The organism is Sphingobium sp. BYY-5 (assembly GCF_022758885.1).
Lineage (GTDB): Bacteria > Pseudomonadota > Alphaproteobacteria > Sphingomonadales > Sphingomonadaceae > Sphingobium.
Window position 1 is genome coordinate 195,967 of sequence record NZ_JALEBH010000002.1, and the last position, 24,252, is coordinate 220,218.

General features: G+C 62.9%; 22 protein-coding genes. 12 read left to right on the top strand and 10 right to left on the bottom strand.

What is annotated here, in order from left to right; genetic code table 11:
- Positions 1–7: 7 nt before the first annotated feature.
- The 4 genes from MOK15_RS17175 to MOK15_RS17190 are packed head-to-tail and all read left to right on the top strand — an operon-like array spanning position 8 to position 3,710.
- Positions 8–769 (top strand): SDR family NAD(P)-dependent oxidoreductase, encoded by a 762-nt coding sequence (locus tag MOK15_RS17175; RefSeq protein ID WP_242932939.1) that lies wholly within the window; start codon positions 8–10, stop codon positions 767–769.
- Positions 766–1,551, top strand: a complete 786-nt coding sequence (locus tag MOK15_RS17180) for an enoyl-CoA hydratase-related protein (protein ID WP_242932940.1) — start codon at positions 766–768, stop codon at positions 1,549–1,551. Before MOK15_RS17175 ends, MOK15_RS17180 begins: the two co-directional genes overlap by 4 nt.
- Before the next feature lie 3 nt (positions 1,552–1,554).
- Positions 1,555–2,715, top strand: a complete 1,161-nt coding sequence (locus MOK15_RS17185; RefSeq protein WP_242932941.1) for an acetyl-CoA C-acetyltransferase — start codon at positions 1,555–1,557, stop codon at positions 2,713–2,715.
- Positions 2,715–3,710: a nitronate monooxygenase family protein gene (locus tag MOK15_RS17190; protein WP_242932942.1), complete on the top strand. Its 996-nt coding sequence runs from the start codon at positions 2,715–2,717 to the stop codon at positions 3,708–3,710. The genes MOK15_RS17185 and MOK15_RS17190 overlap by 1 nt, the downstream gene beginning before the upstream one ends.
- Positions 3,711–3,766: 56 nt before the next feature.
- Here the strand turns inward: MOK15_RS17190 and MOK15_RS17195 are convergent, their stop codons facing one another.
- Positions 3,767–4,987: a cytochrome P450 gene (locus tag MOK15_RS17195; protein WP_242932943.1), complete on the bottom strand. Its 1,221-nt coding sequence runs from the start codon at positions 4,985–4,987 to the stop codon at positions 3,767–3,769.
- An 11-nt stretch (positions 4,988–4,998) separates the two neighbouring features.
- On the bottom strand, positions 4,999–5,322 hold the full coding sequence (locus MOK15_RS17200) for a 2Fe-2S iron-sulfur cluster-binding protein (protein ID WP_242932944.1): 324 nt from the start codon (positions 5,320–5,322) through the stop codon (positions 4,999–5,001).
- A gap of 96 nt (positions 5,323–5,418) precedes the next feature.
- Between MOK15_RS17200 and MOK15_RS17205 the strand changes: the two genes are divergently transcribed.
- Positions 5,419–6,060: a TetR family transcriptional regulator gene (locus MOK15_RS17205; RefSeq protein ID WP_242932945.1), complete on the top strand. Its 642-nt coding sequence runs from the start codon at positions 5,419–5,421 to the stop codon at positions 6,058–6,060.
- 3 nt (positions 6,061–6,063) lie between these two features.
- Here the strand turns inward: MOK15_RS17205 and MOK15_RS17210 are convergent, their stop codons facing one another.
- Positions 6,064–6,846 carry an SDR family oxidoreductase gene (locus MOK15_RS17210; protein WP_242932946.1) on the bottom strand — a complete coding sequence of 261 codons (783 nt, stop codon included), beginning with the start codon at positions 6,844–6,846 and terminating at the stop codon, positions 6,064–6,066.
- 165 nt (positions 6,847–7,011) lie between these two features.
- Here MOK15_RS17210 and MOK15_RS17215 point away from each other — a divergent pair, with 165 nt between their 5' ends.
- Positions 7,012–7,920: an SDR family NAD(P)-dependent oxidoreductase gene (locus MOK15_RS17215; protein ID WP_242932947.1), complete on the top strand. Its 909-nt coding sequence runs from the start codon at positions 7,012–7,014 to the stop codon at positions 7,918–7,920.
- Positions 7,921–7,940: 20 nt separating this feature from the next.
- On the opposite strand, the gene MOK15_RS17220 is transcribed toward MOK15_RS17215, so the two are convergent.
- The 5 genes from MOK15_RS17220 to MOK15_RS17240 all read right to left on the bottom strand — a co-directional run bounded on the left by MOK15_RS17220 (position 7,941) and on the right by MOK15_RS17240 (position 13,212).
- Positions 7,941–9,548: an AMP-binding protein gene (locus MOK15_RS17220; protein WP_242932948.1), complete on the bottom strand. Its 1,608-nt coding sequence runs from the start codon at positions 9,546–9,548 to the stop codon at positions 7,941–7,943.
- A 32-nt stretch (positions 9,549–9,580) separates the two neighbouring features.
- Positions 9,581–10,129, bottom strand: a complete 549-nt coding sequence (locus tag MOK15_RS17225; RefSeq protein ID WP_242932949.1) for a nuclear transport factor 2 family protein — start codon at positions 10,127–10,129, stop codon at positions 9,581–9,583.
- The gene (locus tag MOK15_RS17230; protein ID WP_242932950.1) at positions 10,119–11,012 is read right to left on the bottom strand and encodes an SDR family NAD(P)-dependent oxidoreductase; all 894 of its coding nucleotides are present in this window, start codon (positions 11,010–11,012) and stop codon (positions 10,119–10,121) included. Before MOK15_RS17230 ends, MOK15_RS17225 begins: the two co-directional genes overlap by 11 nt.
- Complete coding sequence (locus MOK15_RS17235) at positions 11,012–11,542, bottom strand: nuclear transport factor 2 family protein (protein WP_242932951.1); 531 nt, start codon at positions 11,540–11,542, stop codon at positions 11,012–11,014. The genes MOK15_RS17230 and MOK15_RS17235 overlap by 1 nt, the downstream gene beginning before the upstream one ends.
- A gap of 1,199 nt (positions 11,543–12,741) precedes the next feature.
- Positions 12,742–13,212, bottom strand: coding sequence for an Lrp/AsnC family transcriptional regulator (locus tag MOK15_RS17240; RefSeq protein WP_242932952.1), 471 nt, complete (start codon positions 13,210–13,212; stop codon positions 12,742–12,744).
- A 166-nt stretch (positions 13,213–13,378) separates the two neighbouring features.
- Between MOK15_RS17240 and MOK15_RS17245 the strand changes: the two genes are divergently transcribed.
- The 4 genes from MOK15_RS17245 (at position 13,379) to MOK15_RS17260 (ending at position 17,365) form a co-directional block, all read left to right on the top strand.
- The gene (locus MOK15_RS17245; RefSeq protein WP_242932953.1) at positions 13,379–14,122 is read left to right on the top strand and encodes an amino acid racemase; all 744 of its coding nucleotides are present in this window, start codon (positions 13,379–13,381) and stop codon (positions 14,120–14,122) included.
- A gap of 19 nt (positions 14,123–14,141) precedes the next feature.
- Entirely contained in the window at positions 14,142–14,582 is a 441-nt protein-coding gene (locus MOK15_RS17250) for an Rrf2 family transcriptional regulator (protein ID WP_242932954.1), read from the top strand.
- Between the two features lie 325 nt (positions 14,583–14,907).
- Complete coding sequence (locus tag MOK15_RS17255) at positions 14,908–16,158, top strand: FAD-binding oxidoreductase (RefSeq protein WP_242932955.1); 1,251 nt, start codon at positions 14,908–14,910, stop codon at positions 16,156–16,158.
- A 4-nt stretch (positions 16,159–16,162) separates the two neighbouring features.
- The gene (locus MOK15_RS17260; RefSeq protein ID WP_242932956.1) at positions 16,163–17,365 is read left to right on the top strand and encodes a Xaa-Pro peptidase family protein; all 1,203 of its coding nucleotides are present in this window, start codon (positions 16,163–16,165) and stop codon (positions 17,363–17,365) included.
- 12 nt (positions 17,366–17,377) lie between these two features.
- Here MOK15_RS17260 and MOK15_RS17265 read toward each other — a convergent pair whose 3' ends face one another.
- Entirely contained in the window at positions 17,378–18,970 is a 1,593-nt protein-coding gene (locus MOK15_RS17265) for a family 43 glycosylhydrolase (RefSeq protein ID WP_242932957.1), read from the bottom strand.
- Positions 18,971–19,027: 57 nt separating this feature from the next.
- Positions 19,028–21,829 (bottom strand): TonB-dependent receptor, encoded by a 2,802-nt coding sequence (locus MOK15_RS17270; protein ID WP_242932958.1) that lies wholly within the window; start codon positions 21,827–21,829, stop codon positions 19,028–19,030.
- Positions 21,830–22,436: 607 nt separating this feature from the next.
- Here MOK15_RS17270 and MOK15_RS17275 point away from each other — a divergent pair.
- Together MOK15_RS17275 and MOK15_RS17280 are read left to right on the top strand one after the other, a co-directional pair.
- Positions 22,437–23,831: a pectate lyase gene (locus MOK15_RS17275; protein ID WP_242932959.1), complete on the top strand. Its 1,395-nt coding sequence runs from the start codon at positions 22,437–22,439 to the stop codon at positions 23,829–23,831.
- Positions 23,828–24,226: a cupin domain-containing protein gene (locus tag MOK15_RS17280; protein ID WP_242932960.1), complete on the top strand. Its 399-nt coding sequence runs from the start codon at positions 23,828–23,830 to the stop codon at positions 24,224–24,226. Before MOK15_RS17275 ends, MOK15_RS17280 begins: the two co-directional genes overlap by 4 nt.
- Positions 24,227–24,252 lie beyond the last annotated feature (26 nt).

Sequence of the window (24,252 nt, forward strand, 5' to 3'; positions counted from 1 at the left end):
GCAAGACATGGATATCAAAGGGGTAGCCGCTATCGTCACCGGCGGCGCATCGGGCCTGGGCAAGGCGACGGCGCAGATGTTGGCTGCCAATGGCGCGAAGGTCACGATCTTCGACCTGAATGAGGAAGCGGGGAAGGCTGCGGCGGCCGAAATCGGCGGTGCCTTCGTCAGCGTCAATGTTGCCGATGACGCCAGCGTCACAGCGGGGCTGGATGCGGCGGAACAGGCGCATGGCGTGGCGCGCATCCTGATCAACTGCGCAGGCATCGCCCCGGCAGTGAAGACGGTGGGCAAGGAAAATGCGCCGCACCCGCTCGACACCTTCGCCAAGACGGTGACGGTCAACCTGATCGGCACCTTCAATGTCATTTCCAAGTTCGCGGCTCGCGCGGCTGCGGCAGAGGAGGTCGACGGCGAGCGCGGTGTCATCGTCAACACCGCCTCGGTGGCGGCCTATGACGGCCAGATCGGGCAAGCGGCCTATAGTGCGTCGAAGGGCGGCGTCGTCGGTATGACTCTGCCGATCGCCCGCGATCTGGCCCAACATAAGATCCGGGTGATGACCATCGCGCCGGGCATCTTCCTGACCCCCATGTTGGAAGCCTTCCCGCAAAATGTGCAGGATGCGCTGGGCGCGCAGGTGCCGCATCCCAGCCGCCTGGGCAAGCCGGCCGAATATGCGCAACTGGTGGAATCCATCGTCCGCAACCCGATGCTGAACGGCGAAGTCATTCGCCTTGATGGCGCCATCCGCATGGCGCCCCGGTGAGTGACGGTCTGACCCTGGCGGTCGAGGATGGGATCGCCCGGATCACGCTCGACCGTCCGGAGGCGGGCAACGCCATCACCCTGCCGCTGGCGCAGGCGTTGCTGGCGGCGGCGATCCGGTGCGAAAGTGATCCGGCGGTTCGCTGCATCCTGCTGACCGGCAAGGGACGGCTCTTCTGTGCCGGGGGCGACGTTCAGTTGATCGCCGGGGCAGGCGAACGACGGGCCGAAGTGCTGAGCGAACTGATCGCCACCTTTCACGCAGCCGTCCAGCGACTGGCGCGTGCGTCCAAACCGCTGGTGACTCTGGTCAACGGCCCTGCCGCCGGGGCGGGGTTTAGCCTCGCCATATTGGGTGATGTGGTGATCGGCGCGCGATCGGCGCATTTCACCGCAGCCTATGGCGCGATCGGCCTGACACCCGATGGTGGTCTGAGCTGGCTGCTGCCGCGCCTTGTCGGACTGCGCAAGGCGCAGGACATCATCCTCACCAATCGGCGCATCAAGGCGGAGGAGGCGGAGGCGATCGGCCTCGTCACCCGCATCGTCGATGATGAGACGTTGGCGGAGGAGGGGACGCGCGTCGCCCATGCGCTGGCCGATGGCCCGGTGGACGCGCTCTGTGCTGCCCGTGCCCTGCTCTACGACAGCTTCGAAACCGGTCTGGAAACCCAGCTCGACCGGGAACTGCGCGCCATGGCCGCAGCCGGTGCGGGGACCGAAAGCGCGGAAGGATTGGCGGCGCTGCTTGAAAAGCGCGCGCCCGATTTCAGGGGAGTTTGATCAATGGCCGAAGCCTATATTGTCGAAGCCGTCCGCACGCCCGGTGGCAAGCGCAAGGGCGCGCTTGCCGGCACCCATCCGGCCGATATCGGCGCTGTGGTGCTGAACGCATTGGTGGACCGCACGGGGATCGATCCTGCCGTGATCGAAGATGTGATCCTCGGTTGCGTCACCCAGGCGGGCGAGCAGGCCTTCGCCTTCGGCCGCAATGTCGTGCTGGCGTCGAAACTGCCGCAGAGCGTACCCGCCGTCACCATCGACCGCCAGTGCGGATCGTCGCAGCAGGCGCTCCACTTCGCCGCGCAGGCGGTGATGTCCGGCACGCAGGATCTGGTGATCGCGGCAGGCGTCGAAAGCATGACCCGCGTGCCAATGATGTCGAACTTCACTCTCCACGCACAGGCAGGCGTGGGGGAAGGGCCATGGCCGCGCAGCATCCAACAGCGTTTCGGCGTGGCTGAGTTCAGCCAGTTTCATGGCGCGCAGGCGATCGCCGACAAATATGGCTTCACCCGTGAGGATATGGATGCCTACGCCCTGCGCAGTCATCAGAAGGCGGCGGCGGCCATTGCTTCGGGCGCCTTTGCTTGCGAAATCGTTTCGGTCGAAACATTGGAAGGCAGCTTCTCGCAGGACGAAGGCGTGCGCGCCGACGGTTCGATGGAGGCGCTGGCCAGCCTCAAGACGCTGGCCGAGGGCGGCACCATCACGGCGGGCAATGCCAGCCAGATGACCGATGGCGCGTCGGGCGTGCTGGTGGCGAGCGAGGCGGCGGTCAAGCGCTTCAACCTGACCCCGCTGGCCCGCATCCATAATCTGACGGTGACGGCGGGTGATCCGGTCATCATGCTGGAAGAACCGATCCCGGCGACGGAGAAGGCACTGGCGCGGGCCGGGCTGAAACTGGACGATATCGACCTGTTCGAAGTCAACGAAGCCTTCGCCGCTATCCCCATGGCCTGGCTGAAGGCGCTGGGCGCGGACCCGGCAAAGCTCAATGTGAATGGCGGCGCCATTGCACTGGGCCACCCGCTCGGCGCCAGCGGAACGAAGCTGATGGCGACGCTGGTCCACGGTCTGCGCGCGCAGGGCAAGCGCTATGGCCTGCAAACCATGTGCGAGGGCGGGGGCATCGCCAACGTTACGATCGTGGAGGCGCTCTAATGGCTCTAAAAACACGCTTCACCGATCTGGTCGGGATCGAGCATCCAATCGTCCAGGGCGGCATGATGTGGGTCGGTCGCGCCGAACTGGCCGCCGCCGTGTCCAATGCGGGCGGGCTTGGTATATTGACCGCGCTCACCCAGCCGACACCCGACGATCTGCGCCGCGAAATCGACCGCTGCCGAACGATGACGGACAATCCCTTCGGCGTGAACCTCACCATCCTGCCTTCCGTCAGTCCGCCGCCCTATGCCGACTATCGCAGGGCGATCATCGATAGCGGCATCACGGTGGTCGAGACCGCAGGGCACAAGCCGCAGGAACATGTCGACGATTTCAAGGCGCACGGGATCAAGGTGATCCACAAATGCACCGCCGTCCGCCACGCCTTGTCGGCAGAGCGCATGGGCGTCGATGCGATCTCCATCGACGGCTTCGAATGCGCAGGGCATCCGGGCGAGGATGACATACCGGGCCTGATCCTGATCCCGGCCGCGGCCGACAGGCTCAAAATCCCGATGATCGCGAGCGGTGGTTTCGGTGATGGGCGCGGCCTGGCGGCGGCGCTGGCGCTGGGCGCGGACGGCATCAACATGGGCACCCGCTTCTGCGCCACGGTCGAAGCGCCGATCCATCAGAATGTGAAGCAGTTCCTGGTCGACAATGATGAGCGCGCTACCAACCTGATCTTCCGCAAGTTCCACAATACGGGCCGCGTGGCGAAGAACAGCGTGTCCGATCAGGTGATAGAGATCAGCGCCCGCGACGGCGCGGTGTTCGAGGATATCCGGCCGTTCGTGTCGGGGCTAAAGGGTCGTCAGGCGCTGGAAAGCGGCGATCTGGACGCGGGGTTGGTCTGGGCCGGGCAGATTCAGGGGCTGATCCACGACATCCCGACCTGCCAGGACCTGATCGCCCGGATCGTCGCCGATGCGGAAGAAATCATCTCGGACAGGCTGACCGCCATGCTGCGCCGGGAAGAGATCGTCGCCTGATCAAAAAAACCGGGTGGGGTTGTTCGATAACCCCGCCCGCCATTTTCGTCGACCGCCTACCAGACCAAAGGCAATGTTTTAGGCCCCACCACGCCGCCCGGCCAATATTCGATGTTCGTGCCTGGCTGCACGTCAAAATCCGGGATGCGCCGCAGCCATTCCTGCAGGCCGATCTTGATTTCCAGCCGTGCCAGATGGGCGCCGATGCAGCTATGCACGCCGCCGGCAAAGGCCAGGATCGGCTTGCGCGGCCGGTTGAAGTCCACCTCGGTCGGATTCGGGAAGACATCCGGATCATAGTTGCAGGCCGGAAGGATGCTGGTGAACTTGTCGCCCGCCTTCATCTGAACCCCACGCATTTCGATATCCTGCGTCAGCGTCCGCCCTGAGAAGGTCACGGAAAAGACGCGCAGCAATTCCTCGACCTGGGCGTTGATCTGATCCGGATTGGCGATGATCTCGCGCCGCCGGTCGGGATTTTGCGCCAGCCACAGCCACATATTGTTCAACGTGGCGAACACCGTGTCCAGCCCGGCGATGAACAGGAAGAAGGTGAAGCCGAAAATCTCCCGCTCGGTCAGCGGTTCGCCGTCGGGCCGCGCCTGGATGATCTGGCTGATGACGCCATCGTCTGGCTTCGCGGTCTTTTCGACGATAACCTCCGCCAGATAGGCTTCGATCCCGCGCATGGCGAGGCCAGCGGACATCCGGTCCTGCGAGTGGAGCAGGTCCACCGCCCAGCCGACGAACGTGTCGCGCATATCCTGCGGCAGGCCCATCAGATCGAGGAAGATTGACACCGGCAGCGGACGCCCGAAATCGGTCGTGAACTCCGTGCTGCCCTTGTCGATGAACGTATCGATCAGGTCGTTGGCGAGGCCGCGCATATAGGTTTCCAGCCGCAACACACCCTTGGGCGAGAAAGTCGCGTCCAGGATCGCCCGATATTTGCGATGATGCGGCGGATCGATTTCCAGCGGGATGAAATAGAAATAATTATTGGGATCGCGCGGAAAGGGCGTCGCGCCCGCTGTCGTGAAATATTCCGGATGGCGCAGCGCGAAAAAGGCGTCTTCATGCTTGATCGTGACCCAGGCATTGCCGACCAGCGGATTGACGCTGTAAAAAATCGGCGGATGCGTGTCGTGCAGCTTCGCCATGAAGTCGTGCGGTGCGGCCAGAAAATCGGCGCCGGTCGTCAGGCCAATCTCCCGCACCAGTTCGGGCGGCACATGCGCCGGGATGTCGGCGGGGGTCAGGGTGTCGGTCGCAGCCATGGCCATGCTCCTCAATATTGCGTTTCGGGAAGGTGGACGATCAGCCCGTCGAGTCCGTCGTCGACGATGATCTGGCAGCTCAAACGGCTGGTCGGGCGCAGTTCTGACGCGGTGCATTCCAGCATCTCGCGTTCGGCCGGTTCGGCCTCCTCCAGCCGATCGGCCCAATCTTCATCAACATAGCAATGGCATGTCGCGCAGGCGAGGCCGCCGCCACATTCCCCCACAATGCCGTCGATGCCCGCATTGAGCGCGGCGCGCATCACGGTCTCGCCCACCGGCACGTCGATTACATGTTCGGTGCCACTTGCCTCTATGACGGTGACGGACGTCATCACTCTCTCCTTGCATTTTATCGAGAACATTGTTCTCAGCGCTGGTGCTACTAGCATGTGCTGCTAAATGCAAAGCGGTTTTGAAGGAGGTGCGTGATGGAGGCCATGATCGGGGAACAGGTCGGCACGCCCGCCCGCAGCCAGCAGATCGTCGCCGTTGCCCATGAACTGCTCGATGAGTCGGGGCTGGAGGGGCTGACCATCCGCGCGGTGCTGACCCGCAGCGGATTGGCGCGCCGCGCCTTCTATGATTGTTTTTCGGGCAAGGATGATCTGGTGCTGGCGGTTTTCGCCCATACACTGCGTCTGGCGGCCGATCATTTCGCGGCTGAAATCCGCGCCTTGCCCGATCCGATGGCGCGGCTGCACCATATCGTGGAGGCGATCGTGCTGGGACGCGTTGCTTCCGGCAGGTCGGCACAGGGGGGCAGGCGGCGCGGTGCGGCGCTCAGCCGTGAACATCTGCGTCTGGCGGAGTCGCGCCCGGCCGAGTTGCAGGCAGCGATCAGCCCGCTGATCGACCTGATCGCGCAGCAACTGTCGGACGGCATAGCGATCGGCCAGGTCCGCCCCGCGCCGCCTCAACGTCTGGCCGAACTTATCTACAATCTCGTGTCGACCACCGTGCACGGCCAGTTGCTGGCGGAAGAAATTACCCTGGCGGCAGCGGACGACCGGGCTGAATTACTGGCGCAGATATGGGCATTCTGCCGCCGCGCGGTGGCGGCAGACAAGTGATCGCTATCCGGCGTCGGCATCGATCCAAGTCGATGTGAGGGCGCGGGGTGACAGATATTTGGTCGATGTCCAGCCGCCGTCCACGACAATCGTCTGTCCGTTGATGAAGGCCGCGCCGGGCGAACAGAGAAAGGCGATCGTGCTCGCCACATCCTCCACCTCGCCCAGGCGCGGATAAGGCGTCGTCTCCACATTTACCCGCTTGAACATTTCATCCTCGAACCGGTGCCGCACCATGTCGGTCATGGTGACGCCCGGCGCCACGCAATTGGCGCGGATGCCCAGCGGCCCATAGTCGCAGGCGATATGCTTGGTCAGCGCGTCCAGTCCGCCCTTGGACGCCGAATAGGCCCCGCCGCGTCGTCCACCGATCACCGCATAGGTGGAGGTGACGTTCACGATACCGCAGCCCTCGCCCATATGGCCGATCACTTCCCGGCACAGGCGAAAGGGCGCCCGCAACATCAGTCCGATAAAGGCGTCGAGCGTCGCATCGTCGGTTTCGTGCAACGGCTTGGGGCTGCCCGCACCCGCATTGTTGACCAGGAAGTCGATCCGTCCGAACCGCGCCATCGCTAGCCCGACGATCCGTGCCGGCGCATCATCGTCGGTCACATCGACCGACAGGGTCGCCAGCCGATCCGGATCGGCGATCGCCTGCTCCAGCTGGGCGAGCTTGCCCGCGTCGCGGCCCACGCCGACGATCGCCATGCCCGCTTCATGCAGCATCTTCGCGGTGCACAGGCCGATGCCGCTGCCCGCCCCGGTGATGATCGCAACCTGCATTCCGCTCCCCAGTCGCCTTGTCCTGATCCGGTCATAGCCAATGTCGGGGCGGGGCGTGATCCTTCCGCCGTAAATGACGCGGGGGCGATGCCTGTTGGGGGGAGGCTTGCCGCCGCGCGCGCCGGGCGGCACCGATCAGCTTCCCATTGACGCGAGGAGCTGTCCATGTCGCTGTTGAGATATGATGATCGTGTGGCTGTCATCACCGGAGCGGGGCGCGGCCTGGGTCGGACCTATGCGCTGCTCCTCGCCGAACGCGGCGCGAAAGTGATCGTCAACGACCCGGGCGGCCAGATGAGCGGGGAGGGCGCGGACATCGGTCCGGCAGAAGACGTCGTGCGGGAAATCCGTGCCGCTGGAGGCGAGGCTGTGGCCTGCACCGCATCGGTGGCAACGCCTGAAGGCGGCCGTACGATCATCGAGAGCGCGCTGGACCATTATGGCCGGATCGACATCCTCGTCCATAATGCTGGCAATGTCCGCTATGGAACGCTCAAGGATTTGAGCCAGGAGGATTTCGACGCCGTACTCGACGTGCATCTGCGTGGTGCTTTCCATGTCGTGCGTCCCGCCTTCCCGCGCATGTGCGCGGCCGGTTACGGCCGGGTGGTGCTGACTTCCTCGATCGGTGGTCTCTACGGCAGTCAGGGGGTCGTAAACTATGGCATGGCGAAGGCTGGCATGATCGGCCTCAACAATGTCGTCGCGATCGAGGGTGCGGCCGAGGGCGTCAAGTCCAACATCATCGTCCCCGGCGCCGTCACGCGCATGGCCGAGGGGATCGACATATCGGCCTATCCGCCGATGGGACCGGACCTGGTCGCGCCGGTGGCTGGCTGGCTGGCGCATGAATGCTGTTCCGTCAGTGGTGAGATGCTGGTGTCCATCGCTGGCCGCGTTGCCCGCGCCTTCGTTGGCGAGAGCCGGGGTGTCTATCAGCCGGAATGGACGATCGAGGATGTCGCGCGGCAGAAGGATGGCATCTTCGACAGCGCAGACCCGCTCATCTTCGGTATGGACGGCCATGTCGATCATATCCGCTACAGCTTCGAGCGTGCTGCCCAGGGGCGCTGACGCTCCGATCGATCTTCGTGTCAGGCTGCGGTCAGGGCGGCCCGGATGGCGTGTTTCAGCACCTTGCCTGCGTCATTTTTCGGCAGCATGTCCCACAGGGCCACCGTTTCGGGATATTTGAACCGGGCGACCCCATGATCCGCCAGAAAGCCGCTGATCGACGGGATGTCGGGTGTTGCTCCGGCCTGCGGCACGACGACGGCGACCGCCCGTTCGCCGGTACGCGGATCGGGCACGCCGACGATCGCGATATCGGCGATATCGGGATGGCCGATCAGCAGATCCTCAATCTCCTTGGGTGAAATATTTTCGCCGTTGCGGATGATCAGATCCTTGATCCGACCGGTCACAACCAGATGGTCGCCATCCACCAGCGCACCCTGATCGCCTGTGCGGTAGAATCCCTCAGCGTCGAAAGCTGTCGTCTCATCCTCCGCATGGACATAGCCGACCATCATCTGCGGGCCGTGGGCGCGTATCTCTCCATCGGCCCCGATCCGCACCGTGGCTATGCCGGGCCGACCGTCGGTATCGGCCGCATGGGCCGTGTCGCCGCGGTCGATCACGCCAACGGTCGTCACTGGAACTTCCGTCGATCCATAGACGCGGCTGACGATCGCCCTGGCGAAATAACCGGCCGCATCGCGGATCAGGGCAGGGGGGACAGAGGCGCCGCCACAGATGAACAGCTTCAGGTCGGGCAACCGGGTTCCCGCGGCCTGCGCGGCGGTCAGCAGCGTTTGCAGGAAAGGCGTTGCGCCTGCCATATGGGTGCAGCGCGCTTCGACCATCTGCTGCACCGCTGCTTCGGGGTTCCATGCCTCCATCAGCAGCGCGGTGGTCCCCAGCATCACCGGCATTTCGAAGGCATAGATGGACCCGCCGATATGACTGATCGGGGAGGGGACGAGGAAACGGTCGCCCGGCTCCACCAGCCAATGGCGTCCGATCTGCCGGATCAGCGCGTTAAGCGAATTATGGCTGTGGAGTACGCCCTTGGGACGGCCGGTGGTGCCACTGGTATACATGACCATCCGCACATCGTCAGCGTCGAGTGCGGGGAGGGGCGCGTCCCCCGGTTCATCCAGCAACGCCGCATAGCTGCCCGCGACACCCGTTTCGCCGCGCAGGATGACGACTTCGGGCGGCTGCGCCAGTTCGCCATTCACGCGGGACATCATCGCGGCATAGTCATGCCCGCGAAAGATGGCGGGAATGAAGATCATCCGGCTGCGCACATCGGCCAGAATGAAGCGCAGATCATGGTCACGCAGCGAGGGCAGGATGGGGTTGGCGACCATGCCCGCCAGGGTCGATCCCATGTAGATGACCGCCGCTTCGCGCCAATTGGGCAGCATGAAGGAGATGACGCTGCCGGGCGTAAAGCGTTTCAGCAGCGCCTGGGCAAGGCGGTTCGCCTGGTCCAGCAGTGCGGCGGCCGACAATTGGCCCCTATCGTCCTGCACCAGAATCCGGTCGGGCGTGTCGGTCGCGGCGCGGCGCAGCGCGTCGATGCAGCTATCGTCCCGCCACCAGCCTTCGGCGCGTGCGCGATCGGCGAGCCGCTGGTCCCAGCGGATGTTCCATCCGCTGCTGGTGATGCGTCGGATGTTCGTGGCTTCGGTCATGTCGGACCCGTTCGTCTCAATGGAAAACCCCGTCAGGCGGGTGTCTGCGATGCCCGCCGGTTGACGAGCGGCCGCTGATAAGAGGGATCTTCCCGCCCGCGCGTGGACACGCCATTACCAGCGATATCCGGCACATCGGCATAGGGGATGGGTATGGCGGGCGGCAGCACGGACCATTCGATGACATTGATCCGAAGCGCGATTCTCCAGGCGTCGTCACGCCTTGCGAACCGATCGATATAGCGGCCTCCCGCCATGATCAGGCTTTCGTCGCGATTGCGGCCGATGAACTGATAATAGGTTTCGCTATGGGCGACATCGCCGTCCAGATCGATGCTGGTTTGCAGCAGGGCATGATGGGTCAATATCTGCGCCTGGTCATGCAGGGGCATGGCCCAATCCCAGCAAGCGGCGGCGCTGCCGACGAAGGGGCCAGCCGCAATCTCCGCATCGTCGTGGAAAGCGGACAGATAGATGTCGCGGTCGAACCGATCCATGCCGCGGGAGAAGCGGGCGAGGCATTCCGATATGGCCTGCCTGTCGATCAGGTCGCGCAGGCGCGGGTCCAGTTCATTTGCCACGATAATCGACCTCCGAAATGGGGCGCCAGATTGGGCTCCCCCGCGTCGCCCGAACCGACGGGACGATCGTGCCGTCAATGTCGGTGACGCCGTAATGCTGAGCCAGTTCGGCGGTGATATATTCGCCGCCCGATCGCTGCATGATGTCGGGGTCGGTAGCCATTGCCGCGATCACCCGGCCGGGATGCTCGACCGAGCTTCCTTTCTGCCCGGCGATGGATTGCGTCAGCCGGTCCTGCATCCGGGCCAGATTGTCCCGCGCCTTCTCGGTCAGGGTCAGGCCCTGCCACAGTGTCACCGACGCGACATTGTGCGGCGCCAGCTCGATCGCCATGTCGCGCGCCATGCGATCGACCGCCGACTTGGCGGTACCGAAGACCACGCCATAGGTGTAGGTTACGGCGGCAAAGCCCGAAATCGCGACGATCAGACCTGAGCCTTGGGGCGCCATGATGCGCGCGCCATGCCAGGCGGCGACGAAGTTGGAGCGGACCCCGACATCCCACATTTCCATATTGGACAACGGCTTTTCCCAGAAGGGTTTCGGCTCGATCAGATCGTCGGACAACAGGAAGGCATTGTTGACGAGGATGTCGAGGCGACCCTGCTCCTTGGCGATCCGATCAAACAGCGCCGCGACTGCGTCATCATCGCCATGGTCGCAGGCGACCGCAATGCCACTGCCGCCGCTGTCCCGTCCCCGATCGGTGCATTCTTCCGCCGTCTCGCCCACCGTACCGGGCAGATAATAGTCGCCCGGATTGACCGTGCGGCCCGTGACGTAGACGGTCGCGCCCTGTTCGGCGAGCACCAGCGCAATGCCGCGCCCGATGCCGCGGCTGGCCCCCGTCACCAGCGCGACCTTGCCCGACAGCGACCCCATCAGGCGGCGGCTTCGGCAAAGAAAGCGACGCTGGGATCATCTTGGGCACGCCCCGCATGACGATCCGCAGCGAAGGGCAGGCCCATCAGCCCCTTCGACCAGTCGGCCGCTTTGCCCCAGTCGCTGGACCAGTCGTACAGCATGATCCGATGGGCGATCCGCCATTCGCCGCTGCGCTCTTCCAGAACGTCCAGATAGCGGCCGCCAATCACCATGTCCTGGTCGCCGCCGCCCATGTCGACACGATGATAGGACAGGATATGGGTTTCGACCCTGGCCTTGTCGCCCGCCAGTTCGATATGGCTCTGGCCCAGCAGATGCTGCGTGTTGGCAATGGCGTCGGAACCGGGAACCACCCACGCCAGATAGTCCGGGAAATCGCCCGCCTGCACGCCATAGTCATAGCGTGCATCGGGCCACCAGCACGACCGGATCAACCCCGCGTCACGCCGATCCTCGCCGCGGGCCAGGCGAACCAGACAATCCCGTATCCGGGCGCGGGCCACAAAGGCCGCCACATCATCGTCCATCGCTCCATCTCCCGCCTGGCTTTCCGGTCAGACGATGACGCTAGCACAGCGAAGAGCGGCAAACAGTCCAAAGGGCCGCCGCCAATCCACATACCATGGCGGCGATATCATGGTTGATGGTGGGAGGCCGGGCCGTGGCGCTGATTTCGCATATTGCCTGTCGGCGCAGAGCAAAGCCTGTGAAGTTGCGAAGTTCACACCGTCGCGGGGCGCGGATTTCCGTGTCGACCCGATGGCCATGGCGCTTCGCAAAACGAGGAACAGGCCCGATGCGTCCGAGCGCAGCCAGATCGTCCGCGGACGCCCGTCCGCAACACGAACCGACGCCAGGGTGCCAAGGAGCGACAGTTCGATGTGGGCGCAGGCCGCGCAGCGGGCTGCGCTGCAAAAGCGCCGGCGCGCCAGCGCCGTCCGCATGACTGGCGCGGCGGCGGGGCGGCCCGGAACTTCTCGAACTTCCCGCATGTCGCGCATGAGGAGTTTGAGCCAAGTTTGCGGGCGACGGGCGCGGGTGCGCCGTCGGGCAAAGGGGGGCGGACGATGGGAAGGAGCCGGGCGCAAGGATAGCAGGTGCGGGGGTGTGTAGGACAGGCTGCTGGCCTCCGGCCCGCAACCTGTGCACCCTGCCGGTCCGCGCATATCCAATAAGCATCTGATATTTCTACGTTATTTCTATAGGAAGGATGCCATCACACCACACCCAAGTCACGCCGTAAGCGCACCCGTTGACAACAAAACTGCGCCCCGATGGATCTCGCATGACCCTGGAACCTGCGAGGCACTGTCTCACTCGGCACTGGGCCAGTTCAATGACACACGCCTACGCAACAGGGGGCCGGGATCAGATGCCCACGGCCATGTGAGAGGTAGGGCGCTCACCTCTGCTTAATGAACGCCCACTGTGACGGAGAGCGTCGTAGATCGGCTATTTGAGATGAGGTCAGACCATACGTCGCCTCAATATATTCGGCATCCATGCTCCAGCTCCTGTTCTACCTCCGGGCACAAACTCGGCGTAGGGCGCTTGTATGACATTCTGCAAGGCTACCCAATCAATGAATCACGAATGACCCAAATCCGCCAGAGTTTTTGCGGGTGTCCAGCTCGACAAAGCAAGCGCCATGCGGGCCTCATCCTCAGTGCTGCTCACTCAGTTTCGAGGCAGCGCGAATACATCGCGTCCCGGCCCGACCCAAAGCTCAGTCGTCGATCGGGATATCAAGCTTCGGGTTGAACTTGACACGATTGACGACAACGAGGCTGGTCATCGTCTCGATGATTGGATCGTTGTAAAATGTCCGCTCCAGAAACGCTTCGTAAGCTTCCATATCCTTGAGCTGCGCGATCACGATGAAGTCGGTGTCTCCTGTCACTAGATAGCATTGCGAAACTTCCGGCGTCGTCAGCATCTTGCGCTTGACTTTGTCAACGACGTTGGTGCCAGCGCGCGCAACCACGATTTCGATCACGACCGTGATCTGCTTGCCAAGCGCCTTAGGATTGATGAGCGAGATATCACCCTCGATGATTTTCTGATTACGCAGCGTTTTGACGCGGCGAAGGCAAGCCGGCGGCGAGATCCCGACCCGCTCTGCGAGCTCTAAATTAGTGATCTTGTTGTCATCCTGAAGGGCGGACAGGATCTTTCGATCAATTCGGTCGAGCGACATCGTCGGCATTCCAGCGTTCGCGTGTAGATTCCGCAATCATAGCTCGGACGAAATTTTTGGAAAGCTCCCTAGCGATAATTGCAATTCTTTGGAGCTCAGAACGAAATAATGTGCAGCATCGATCGTCGAGAGGCGGACATCTCTTAGAAGTGGGAACACTGGGTCTATGAAGCACGTCGGCATTCTGGCGCACAGCGCCGAAGGATCTGCACTCTGCTACCTGACTGCCTGTCATGAGGGCATCCGTCGGCTGGGGCCGCATCAGCATCCGGACATCACGTTGGCCGTGATCGCCATGGGCAAAAGTATGGCCGCCTGGGAGCGGTTCGATCTTCCGTCCATTCGTGCGACTCTGACGCAGACATTAAAGCGTCTGGATGCGGCGGGTTGCGATTTCTTTATCTGCCCGGACAACACCGCGCATCTTGCTCTTGAGGCGGGAAACACCTCATTGCCGCTGCCGGGGCTGCATATTGCAGAGGTCGTAGCGGATTACGCGCTTTCACGGAAGTTCAGATCGCTTGGTGTGCTTGGCACAAAATGGACGATGGACGGCTCGATATACCGTGATGCGTTCGATCGACGCGGGCTCAAATTTCACATCCCGGGCGAGGCGGATCGTGAACTCATAAACGCCACGATTTTCGAAGAATTGTGCGGTGGGATATTTCGTGAAGAAACTAAGGCCGACTATCAGCGCATCATTCGAGACCTTGCCCGCGCGGGGTGCGACGCGGTTGTACTTGGTTGCACTGAGATACCGCTGCTGATCACGCCGGAAGCCTCACCGCTACCGGTCCTCGACTCGACGCGCCTGCTGGCGCAGGCGGCTGTGGACGTCGCGCTAGGTGCGCGGGCGCAACCGTCATGGCGGGGAGGGAGGATCCGCAGCGTCGATGTAACGGCGTAAGGGCTCGGCCGGCCGTGGTGTGAGGGGCGGCTACCAGCTTGCCCGTGCGTCTTCCGAAATCTCACTGCTCGACATCGTGCAGGCCATTGAGGGTACGGAACCCTTGTTTCGCTGTACGGAAATCCGCAGGCGTGATCCGTGCCTGACGCCACGGGAGGCCTGTCGAACGGCATGTCCGATAGCGCGCGCCTTTTTTGGCCGCCGAGACAGCCTGGTGAGAGGTGCTGGCGCGCGTGCCCATCGCCGAGATGAATGCGGCTGCGGCAATGGAAGCATTTGGCGAGGCGCGGCTTGGGCAGTTTCAGGCGTGGATGACCGACGCCGCACGATGACCTATTCGTCTGAAGAAAGCGCCCGTAGATCGTCAATCGTCTTGATGGCGGCACGAAGCTCATCAATGCATCCTCCAATCCGAAGAATAAGCATGACGATACTCCGCCGCCGAAAGCTGAGATTGTGATCACCAGCAGAGCGTCATTTCCACCTTGGCTCCGCAACATATAAGTACGATAATATATCTTATGTTAAATAAATCCACATTCTCACATAGTAGCGTAGCTGTCCACCTTGTTGTTCGCATTCCGCCTCCGCCCTTGGTTTGATTGAGGCGATTGGGTCCGTGAATGCCATCGTGCATTGGATCAATCTGACCAATGAAGCACCGCAGTCTGATATCAGCAAGCCCGCACCAATGGCTTGCTATTTTCCTCCCGAAGCATCCTTGAAACCTATGATCGTATACGGTATCTTATTATCTCTCATCCAATGAAAAGACCCGATCCGCATTGACTCATCATGCCATCATCGTTGGCGGCGGCATTGTCGGCCTCGCTTGCGCCATCCGCTTGCAAGAGCGAGGAATTTCGACCCTCCTGATCGAGCGGGACAGTCCGTTACGCGGCGCTTCCTGGGGTAATGCCGGCCATGTGGCCGTGGAGCAGGTCAATCCGCTCGCCTCGATGGAGACGGTGCGCAGTTTCCCTCGCCGGCTATTCTGGCGTGGCGGCGCGTTGGCCTTGCCCTTGCGCGATGTGGCCCGATGGCTGCCTTTCTCCCTGCGCCTCCTTGCGGCGGCGCGGCCGACCCGGTTTGCGGCGGGCCAGACGGCGCTGAAGACGCTGTTGGCGGAAGCCATGCCCGCGTGGCGGCGGATCGATGCGCTGTGCGAGGGGCCAAAGCGTCTGATCGAGGACGGGCATTTCATCGTTTGGGAAAATGAGGCCCGCGCCCGCGCCGGACGTGCCGCCTGGTTGGGCGCGGACTGTGGCACCGCCCGTTTCCGCGACGCCACGCCCGATGAGCTGGCGATGCTGGCGCGGTTCATCCCACGCCCCATCGCCGGAGCCATATATTGCGAGGGCAGTGGCCATATCGCCGACCCGACCCGGTTGGAGGAGGATCTGCGCGCCGCTTTCCTCGCGGTGGGCGGCATGGCGATGCAGGGGTATGTGGAGGCGTTGCCATTCGCGGATGGGCGCGTTGCCGTGCAACTGACCGATGGTCGCCGGTTCGATGCCGATCATGTCGTCATTGCTACAGGCGCAGCGTCGGACGGTCTGCTCCGCCCGCTGGGCCACCATGTTCCGCTCATCGCCGAACGCGGCTATCATGTTCAGGCGCCGGTCTCGCAGGCCGACTGGCCGGTTGAAACGCCGCCGATCGTGTTCGAGGATCGCTCCATGATCGTGACGCGGTTCGAAAAGGATCTGCGGGCAGCAAGCATCGTTGAATTTTCCAGCCTGCGATCGCCGCCCGATCCGCGCAAATGGCGTCGGCTCCGCCGCCATGTCGCGGCGCTGGGCCTGCCGATCGGCCGGGATGCCGCACGCTGGATCGGCGCGCGCCCGACCCTGCCCGACTATCTGCCCGCCATCGGCCGGAGTGACCGGGCGACGAACCTGCTCTATGCCTTCGGGCACCAGCATCTGGGGCTGACCTTGGGACCAATCAGCGGGGAAATCATCGCGGCGCTTGTCACGGGCGCCGCCCCGCCAGTCGATCCCACCCCCTTTTCGCTCCGTCGTTTCGAAGGATGAATGCATGACTCAGCAGATTGGCGGTTCCGACGCCGCCACCGAACTTGCCGCGCTGAAACGCTGGAGCGATCCGGCTCCGGCCATTACCCCGATCGAATATCGGGCGCGCATGGACAAGGCGCGCGCACTGATGGCGGAAGAAGGACTGGACGCGCTCCTGATCGACGCGGGCGCCAGCCTTGCCTATTATGCGGGCGTGCCCTGGGGCGCGAGCGAGCGGCTGGTGGCGATGCTCCTGCCCGTCGCGGGCGAGCCGATCCTGATCTGCCCGCGTTTCGAGCGGGGGTCGCTGGAGGCCGATCTCAAGATCGCCGCCGCCGACCTGCGCTTGTGGGAGGAGGATGAAAGTCCCGCCGCCCTGGTCGCCGACGCGCTGCGCACGCTGGGCGTGGCGCGTCTGGGTATTGATCCCGCCATGGCCTTCCTGTTCGTCGAGCGCATCCGTCAGGTCGCGCCCGATGTGACCTTGGTCGCCGCATCGGGCGTGATCGACGGATGCCGCCGCTGTAAGACGCCCGCCGAACTGGCCCTGATGCAGCAGGCCAAGTCGATGACGTTGGAGGTGCATCGCCGTACCGCCCGCATCCTGCGCGCAGGCATCACCGCCACCGAGGTGAAGCGCTTCATCGAGGCCGCGCATCGCGCGCTGGGCGCATCGGGCAACAGCTTTTGCATCGTTCAGTTCGGGCGCTCCACCGCCTATCCGCATGGCCTGCCAGGCGAAAGCGTTCTGGCCGAAGGCGACATGGTGCTGATCGACACGGGCTGCACCATCGGCGGCTATCATTCGGATATCACCCGTTCCTATGTCTTTGGCGAAGCGGATGCGGAGCAGCGGCGCATCTGGAATCTGGAGCGTGAGGCGCAGCAGGCGGCGTTCGACGCAGTGCGGCCCGGCCTGCCCTGTGGCGCGATCGACGCCGCCGCACGCGCCGTGTTGGAGGGCGCCGGCCTTGGCCCCGACTATGCGCTGCCCGGCCTGCCGCATCGTACCGGCCACGGCATCGGCCTGTCGATCCATGAGGCGCCCTATCTGGTGCGCGGCGACAATACGCCGCTGGAGCCGGGTATGTGCTTTTCCAACGAGCCGATGATCGTCGTGCCCGACCGGTTCGGCGTCAGGCTGGAGGATCATTTCCATGTAACGGAAACGGGCGCCGCCTGGTTCACGCCTCCCTCGGTGGCGATCGACCAGCCCTTCGCCTGAACGAGGAGCCGGTCAGAGCGCGCGGAAGCGGAAATCGCGGAAGCGCGCCTCGCCCGGCCCGGCGGCATAGAGGCCCGGTCGCAGCATCAGGAATCCGCCGCGCACATTATGATGGTAGCCCGACACTTCCATGCCCCGGTCGAACCGGTTCCATGTCCGCCCGCCATCGGCCGACAGGTGATAGGAAATGATATGGTGGCGATTGGTCACTTTCATCGTCAGGCGGCGGCCATGCGGATTGGCGGGCCGCCCGCGCTCGATGCCATACTGATGCGTGACGAAACGCTTTTCGTCGAAGCCTAGTCCGCAATAGAGCTTGTCGTCGTAGAAGAGCAGCATCCCCGCCGTCCCGCCCGGCGCGATCTCGATATCGCACTGGAACTCATAGGCCGGATCGCCCGCGATCAGCAGCAGGGGGAATGAATCGACCGGCGCGCTGCCTCGCCCCTTCAGCACCAACGCGCCTTTCTCCACGCGCGCCCGGCTCGCCTCGTCCGGCGCGGGGCGAAAGAAATTCCATTTTGCACCCAGCTCCAAGGTGCTGAAATCGTCCGACAACGCCATGCCATGCGGCACCGCCTGTCCGCCGCGCGGCTTGGGCAAGGGCTGCGACAGGTCGCCACCCGTCATGCGAAACCAGCCGTCCGCTGTCCATTCGACCGGATCGAGCAAGGTCTGCCGTCCCAATGTCCACAGGCCATTTTCATAGCCATGATAGACCGCCCACCAGCTCTTGTCCGGCCCTTCGACCAGGCTGGCATGGCCGCGTGACCACCAGCGTTCGTCCAGGCTTTGGGTTCGCACCAGCGGATTGCCCGGATGCTGTTCCCACGGGCCATGGATGGAGCGGGATCGCGCGGCGATCACCATATGCCCGGTCGGCGGCCCGGCCGTCCCGCCCACGGCGGTCAGCATGTAGAACCAGCCTCCATGACGATGGATCTTCGGCCCCTCGGGCGAAAATCCCTCCACATCCCATGTGTCGGGATAGCGCCAGGGGTCATAGACATGCTCGACCGCGCCGACCGTCGACAGTCCGTCATCGGACAGGCGGATACGATCGCCGCCCGATAGGAACAGCCATCGGCTGCCATCCTCTCCTACCGCATGGCAGGGATCGATATGGTCGTGCAGCTTGAGGTCGATCGGCTCGCTCCATGGCCCGTCGATAGTGTCGGCATGGATGACGAAGATGCTGTTCGGTTCGGCCTTCACCGGGATGTAGATGAAATAGCGGCCCTTATGTTTTTCCAGGCTCACCGCCCAGACCGATCCGATATTCCTATGCAGCGCAGCGCCGCGCGGCCGCCAGTTGATAAGGTCGCGGCTGTGCCAGATGGTGATGCCGGGATAGCTGTCGAAGGTGGAGAAGGTCATGTAATAATCCGCGCCGTCCTTCAGGATGGCGGGATCGGACCGGTCGCCGGAGATCAACGGATTGAGAAAGCGTCCGTCGCCCAGATCGGCGATGCGCTGATTGTCGAACCCGCGCTTCCAGTCGGCCGGAATGGCTGCCGGTGCTGCGATCGCCGTCTGTCCACTTCCTAGCGCGAAGGCGCTTCCGGCCAAGGCGGCGGTCATGGCGTCGCGGCGGCTGATCGTCATGGTGTCTCCTTCATGATAAGGCCGGGCCGTCCGCACAGGGGCGGCCCGGCCGAGCCATTACAGCTTGAACCGCGCGCCCACCTGAATGGTGCGGCCGAAATGCAATTGCTCATAGTTCCGATTGGCGTCCAGGTCGGTGTAGCGGTCGCGATAATCGTCCGTCAGGTTGATGCCCTCCAGCGACAACTCGATCCAGTCGGTCAGCTTGTAGCGAACCGACGCGTCGACATTGACCGTGCTGTTATAGCCTTCGAACACGTTACCCGTGCCGCTATTCTGGTCGATATATTTGCTGCGATAGCTGGCCGACACGCGGGCGGAGAATTTCTCGTCCTCATAATAGAGCGTACCGTTGAACGCCCGCTTCGACAGGCCGAACAGCGTGGCGTTGCGTACCGCCGCGATATTGCCGCCGCCCGGCACCACCGCCGGTCCCGACACTGTATAGTTGGCGCTCGAATCCACGAAGGTGGCGTTCACTATGCCGCCGAAATGCGACAGAAAACCGGGCAGGAAGGTGAAAGGCGCCTGCACCGACAACTCTATCCCCTTCAGGCTGGCGCCGCTGCCGTTGACGATCGTGCTGATCGCCCAGCCTTCGGCGCGCTCGGGCTGGATCGCGGCGGGCGAACTGGGCGGGATCACCGACAGCGGCAAACCGGTCGCGGCGAAGGTGCCGGTGATCGTCTGGCTGATCGGGAAGCTCTGCACATCCTTCTTGAACGCCGCGACCGAAAAGATCGACTGTGGCGCGAAATACCATTCAACCGCCAGGTCGTATGCCGTTGCCCGGAACGGGTTGAGGAAAGGATTGCCGAAGCTGACGCGATAGTTGAAGCCATCGACAGAACCGCCCGGCGTCAGATTGCCCAGGCTAGGCCGGGTCATCACATCCGCCACCGATGCGCGAATGATAATGTCGCGATGTGGGAACAGGGCAACGTTTACCGCCGGCAACCAGTCTTCATAAGAGCGCGACACGCCGACCCATTGGCCGTTGTTAAGGCCGGTCGAACTCTGGTCGGTCTTCACATAGCGGATACCGGCATTGGCGGCATATTCCAGGCCGAAAATCTCGCCCTTGGCGTCGAACTGGATATAGCCGCCGGTGGTTTTTTCAACCACGCCACGGGTGTTACCCGCATCAACCGTCAGCGCACGCTCATATAATTTGGTATAGTCTGTCCCTGTCGCCAGATTGGGGACCAGCCACTGCGTCGTCGTACCCGCCGGTGCGCCCGCCCCCTTCAAGGTAAACAGTTCCGACAACGCCGACGTTACCGGCAAGCCATAGATGGCGGACGGCCCGAAGGCACTGCTGGGCGAACAGTTCACTGTGCCCAGCACCCGGTCGACGCCGCCATTCCCGCACACGATCGTGTCGCGGGTAAAGCCTTCGGTATCGAAAGAGAAGCGGCGATAAACTGCGCCCGTTTTCACGGTAAATCCGTCGGTCACGTCCCATTCGGTGCGCAACTGTGCCGTGCGGAACTTGTTGATGGTCGAGGACGGCCGGTCGCGGATTTCAGCAAGCTGGAAATTGGCCGGATCGGTGACGCTGGTACCGAATGTCAGCACCGGGCGGCGCATATTGCTATAATCATAGCTATAGCCTTGCGCGTCGCGATCATCGAAGACCAAAGTGGTTTCGACCGGGATCGACGCGTCGGACTTGGAGAAGCCGCCTAGCAGGGTGAAGCGGAAGCTGTCGCTCACATCCTGGTCCCAGGTGCCGCCCAACTGGTAGAATTTGGTCTGCGACTTGCGCAGATAATGTTCGGTACGCACCCAGGCGTCGTTCAGCGTCGCCGAAACCATATTGTTGTTGCTGTCATAGACCGGGTTCACCACGTCGATCGACCGCTCATTGGAACGCAGCAGCACTTCGCCCCATTTCTCCTCGCGCGTCTCGCGGAAGCGGGAGAAGAGGCCGTCGATCGAAACCTTGGTTGCGTCCGACGGTGCCCACTGGATCGATCCGGTGATACCCAAACGCTCGCGTTCCTGCGCGATCTCGCCATAGCGCGGAATGCGCGGGTGAAAGGCGAGCGCTGCTTTGTCGCATGCCGCCGACCGGCCGACAGTATAGACGCCCCCACTATTGGCGACACCGGTGCTGTCCGTTGCACTCCTTGTGAAACAGGGCGCGCCATCGACGCTGTCGAACCGCGCCTGCGACCAGCGCACCGTGTTATTGCCCATCTGCTTGGTGTCGAGTTTCGAATAGGCCGCCGACAGCGCCACGCCCCATTGACCGTCGGGTGACTTCCACGACAGCAGACCCGCCAGACGCGGCCCCATTTTCTTGCTGAGGTCGTTATAGGAGCCGGTCGCGGAACCCACGAAGGTAAAACCGTCCTTCCCCGCCAGCGGATTGCCGGTGTTGAGGTCGACCACCGCGCCCAGGGAGCCTTCGTCCAGAGATGCCTCGGCGGTCTTGTGTACTACCAGCGAACTGAATAGTTCCGACGCGAAGACGTTGAAATCAAAGGCGCGGTCGCGGTTCGAACTGGCGCCATCGGTCGAGGTCGCGACCGTCTCCAATCCGTTCACACGAACGCGGGTGAATTGCGCGCCCAGGCCACGTACCGTGATGGCGCGCCCTTCGCCGCCGTCGCGCTGGATCGAGATGCCCGGAATGCGCTGGAGCGATTCAGCGAGGTTCTGGTCAGGAAACTTGGCGATATCCTCCGCCACGATCGCGTCGACCGATCCTACAGACTGGCGTTTCAGATTGATGGCCGCGCCCAGCGACTGGCGGAAACCGGTCACCACAATGTCGGCAACTTCCGCATTATCCGCGCTTTGTGCAGCGGCGGTATCCTGCGCCAGAGCCGGGCTGGTCAGCGCCATGGCCATGACTGCGAAGGATGCCCCCGCCAACCGTCGCGGCGTTGCCAATTTAGCCTGTTGATTCTGCACTTTCATCCACTCCCTTCCCATGTTTCCACCCTGCTGCCGTGCGCAGGCGGTTTCCGGGCAATCCCGGTCGGAAAGAGCGCGCCTCCCTTTGGCTGCAACCTCCCTCGCCTCGCGCGCCGCCAGCTATGGCTGGTCGTCAGGCACGCTTCGGAAACCGGTGTCATAAATGCGCTCGCCGCGAAAGCCTGTCAATATGGCGCGGCGCCAGTCGCTCTTCCTTCACATAATTTCAGGAGTAATGTTTTGAATTATAATGAATTATTTTGCTATCATCCAGCAATATCAGCACATCGACAGGCTCCACCTATGTGCAGCCATCCGTGCCAATCGCGGCAGACGCGCCCGCCGCAGACTCTCCTCCGATCACGCAAATCCCGTCCTTTACGGACAAGGGGGTCGATCGGTACGTGCAGGAACCGATCGACCCTCACCCGCATCCCCTTCATGCGGGGCCGCCATCGTTTGAATGGACACCGGTGTCAGAAATTGTTGCAACGTCCGGCTGGGGATGTCAAGAAAGCGGTTGAGAGGAGAATAAAAACTGATGGCTCGCCCCCTATTGCCACTGCTGATTGCCGCCCTGGCTTTTTCCGCCCCTGCTCACGCCGCCCCGGCCAAGGCTGACGGCGCGCAACTCGCCTTCCCCGGCGCGGTCGGCTGGGCCGCGACGACGCCTGGAGGACGTGGTGGGCGCATCATCCGCGTCACCACCCTCGCCCCCGATGGCCCCGGCAGCTTCAAGGCCGCGGTCGAAGCGAAAGGCCCGCGCATCATCGTGTTCGAGGTCGCGGGCATCATCGACATGGGCCGCCAGACGCTGAAGATCAGCGAACCCTATGTCACCATAGCCGGCCAGACCGCCCCTTCCCCCGGCATCACCCTCATCAAGACCGGCATCGATATCGCCACCCACGACGTGGTCATCCGCCACATTCGCGTGCGCACCGGTGTCGACGGCCAACCCAAGCTGAGCGGCTGGGAAGCGGATGCCATGTCCACGGTCGCGGCCCATCATGTCATCATCGACCATTGCACCTTCACCTGGGCGATCGATGAGAATATGTCGGCTTCCGGCCCGCGCTTCGAAGGAAAGACGCCGGAGGAATGGCGCCAGCACACCAGCCACGCCATCACCTTCTCTTACAATATCGCGGCCGAAGGTCTTGCCAACGCCAGCCATCCCAAGGGCGAGCATAGCAAGGGATCGCTGATCCACGACAATGCCAGCGAGATCCTGATCTACCGCAATCTCTACGCTCATAATGTCGAGCGCAATCCGCTGGTGAAGGGTGGCGGCCAGGTCGAACTGATCAACAATATCCTCTATGATCCGGGCGAACGCGCGGTCCATTATAATCTCATGGCGCTCGAATGGGGCGACCATCCCTATCAAACCGGCAAGATTTCGGCGGTCGGCAATGTTCTGCGGGGCGGCGTGTCGACTGCCGCCGGCTTGCCCTTTTTGACGCTCGGCGGCGACGGCAACCTCGACTATCATGGCAAGGACAATATCGCCGTCGACAAATTCGGTCAGCCGCTTCCCATGTTTGGCCGCTATGGCGAAACCCGCGCCAAATTGAACGAACTTGATGCCCCACCCGTCTGGTGGCCCGGCACCCAGATCTTGCCCGTGCGGGAGGTTGAAACCCATGTTCTCGCTCATGCCGGGGCTCGCCCGTGGGACCGCGACGCCGACGACCTGCGCGTCCTCTTCTTCGTCGCCGAAGGGCGTGGCGAAATCATCGATGACGAGAAGGAAGTCGGCGGTTATCCAAAGATGGCCGAAACCCACGCGCCCTTTGTCGCGGCCGACTGGAATCTGGATACGATGGAGCCAAAATCGGGCCGCTATCCAGGCCAGAAAGCGGAGATTGCCGAACATCTGTCCGATCGTGACAAGATGATGCGCCAAGGCGAAAATGCGGGAGAGAAGAAATGAACCTTGCTCTGCTCCTTGTCGCCGCAGCGACCACGTCCAGCGCGCCGCCCATGGCGATAATCGATGAAAACAGCGTGCGCCGTGAGGAGCCGACGCCTCACGGCCAGATCGGTATGAGCACGGCCTATCGCATCAGCGACGCCGTGCCCCAGCCCCGTCGCATGGAATTTCGCAAGCGCATCCTGCATGTCGGCTCCGCAATCGGCCTCCATCCCATCGCCCATGATGAGGTTTACTATGTCCTCTCCGGCGTCGGTGAAGTGACATCGGACGGCGAAACCCGCCCCCTGACAGCCGGCATGACGGCCTATCTCTATGACGGCGCGGTTGTCGGTATCAAGCAGATGGGCGCGGAGCCGCTGGCGCTGATTATCTCATACCCAGTAAAGCCGTAGCGTCCCGATCTTTCATGCGAACGGAT

What these genes read in the sequence shown, in the direction of transcription:
- MOK15_RS17195 (WP_242932943.1), bottom strand. Translation starts at nt 4,987, where the DNA reads ATGGCTGCGACCGACACCCTGACCCCCGCCGACATCCCGGCGCATGTG.
- MOK15_RS17265 (WP_242932957.1), bottom strand. Translation starts at nt 18,970, where the DNA reads ATGACGATCAGCCGCCGCGACGCCATGACCGCCGCCTTGGCCGGAAGC.
- MOK15_RS17280 (WP_242932960.1), top strand. Translation starts at nt 23,828, where the DNA reads ATGAACCTTGCTCTGCTCCTTGTCGCCGCAGCGACCACGTCCAGCGCG.
- MOK15_RS17245 (WP_242932953.1), top strand. Translation starts at nt 13,379, where the DNA reads ATGAAGCACGTCGGCATTCTGGCGCACAGCGCCGAAGGATCTGCACTC.
- MOK15_RS17220 (WP_242932948.1), bottom strand. Translation starts at nt 9,548, where the DNA reads ATGACCGAAGCCACGAACATCCGACGCATCACCAGCAGCGGATGGAAC.
- MOK15_RS17210 (WP_242932946.1), bottom strand. Translation starts at nt 6,846, where the DNA reads ATGCAGGTTGCGATCATCACCGGGGCGGGCAGCGGCATCGGCCTGTGC.
- MOK15_RS17235 (WP_242932951.1), bottom strand. Translation starts at nt 11,542, where the DNA reads ATGGACGATGATGTGGCGGCCTTTGTGGCCCGCGCCCGGATACGGGAT.
- MOK15_RS17230 (WP_242932950.1), bottom strand. Translation starts at nt 11,012, where the DNA reads ATGGGGTCGCTGTCGGGCAAGGTCGCGCTGGTGACGGGGGCCAGCCGC.
- MOK15_RS17270 (WP_242932958.1), bottom strand. Translation starts at nt 21,829, where the DNA reads ATGGCCATGGCGCTGACCAGCCCGGCTCTGGCGCAGGATACCGCCGCT.
- MOK15_RS17240 (WP_242932952.1), bottom strand. Translation starts at nt 13,212, where the DNA reads ATGTCGCTCGACCGAATTGATCGAAAGATCCTGTCCGCCCTTCAGGAT.
- MOK15_RS17275 (WP_242932959.1), top strand. Translation starts at nt 22,437, where the DNA reads ATGGCTCGCCCCCTATTGCCACTGCTGATTGCCGCCCTGGCTTTTTCC.
- MOK15_RS17190 (WP_242932942.1), top strand. Translation starts at nt 2,715, where the DNA reads ATGGCTCTAAAAACACGCTTCACCGATCTGGTCGGGATCGAGCATCCA.
- MOK15_RS17175 (WP_242932939.1), top strand. Translation starts at nt 8, where the DNA reads ATGGATATCAAAGGGGTAGCCGCTATCGTCACCGGCGGCGCATCGGGC.
- MOK15_RS17205 (WP_242932945.1), top strand. Translation starts at nt 5,419, where the DNA reads ATGGAGGCCATGATCGGGGAACAGGTCGGCACGCCCGCCCGCAGCCAG.
- MOK15_RS17200 (WP_242932944.1), bottom strand. Translation starts at nt 5,322, where the DNA reads ATGACGTCCGTCACCGTCATAGAGGCAAGTGGCACCGAACATGTAATC.
- MOK15_RS17215 (WP_242932947.1), top strand. Translation starts at nt 7,012, where the DNA reads ATGTCGCTGTTGAGATATGATGATCGTGTGGCTGTCATCACCGGAGCG.
- MOK15_RS17185 (WP_242932941.1), top strand. Translation starts at nt 1,555, where the DNA reads ATGGCCGAAGCCTATATTGTCGAAGCCGTCCGCACGCCCGGTGGCAAG.
- MOK15_RS17260 (WP_242932956.1), top strand. Translation starts at nt 16,163, where the DNA reads ATGACTCAGCAGATTGGCGGTTCCGACGCCGCCACCGAACTTGCCGCG.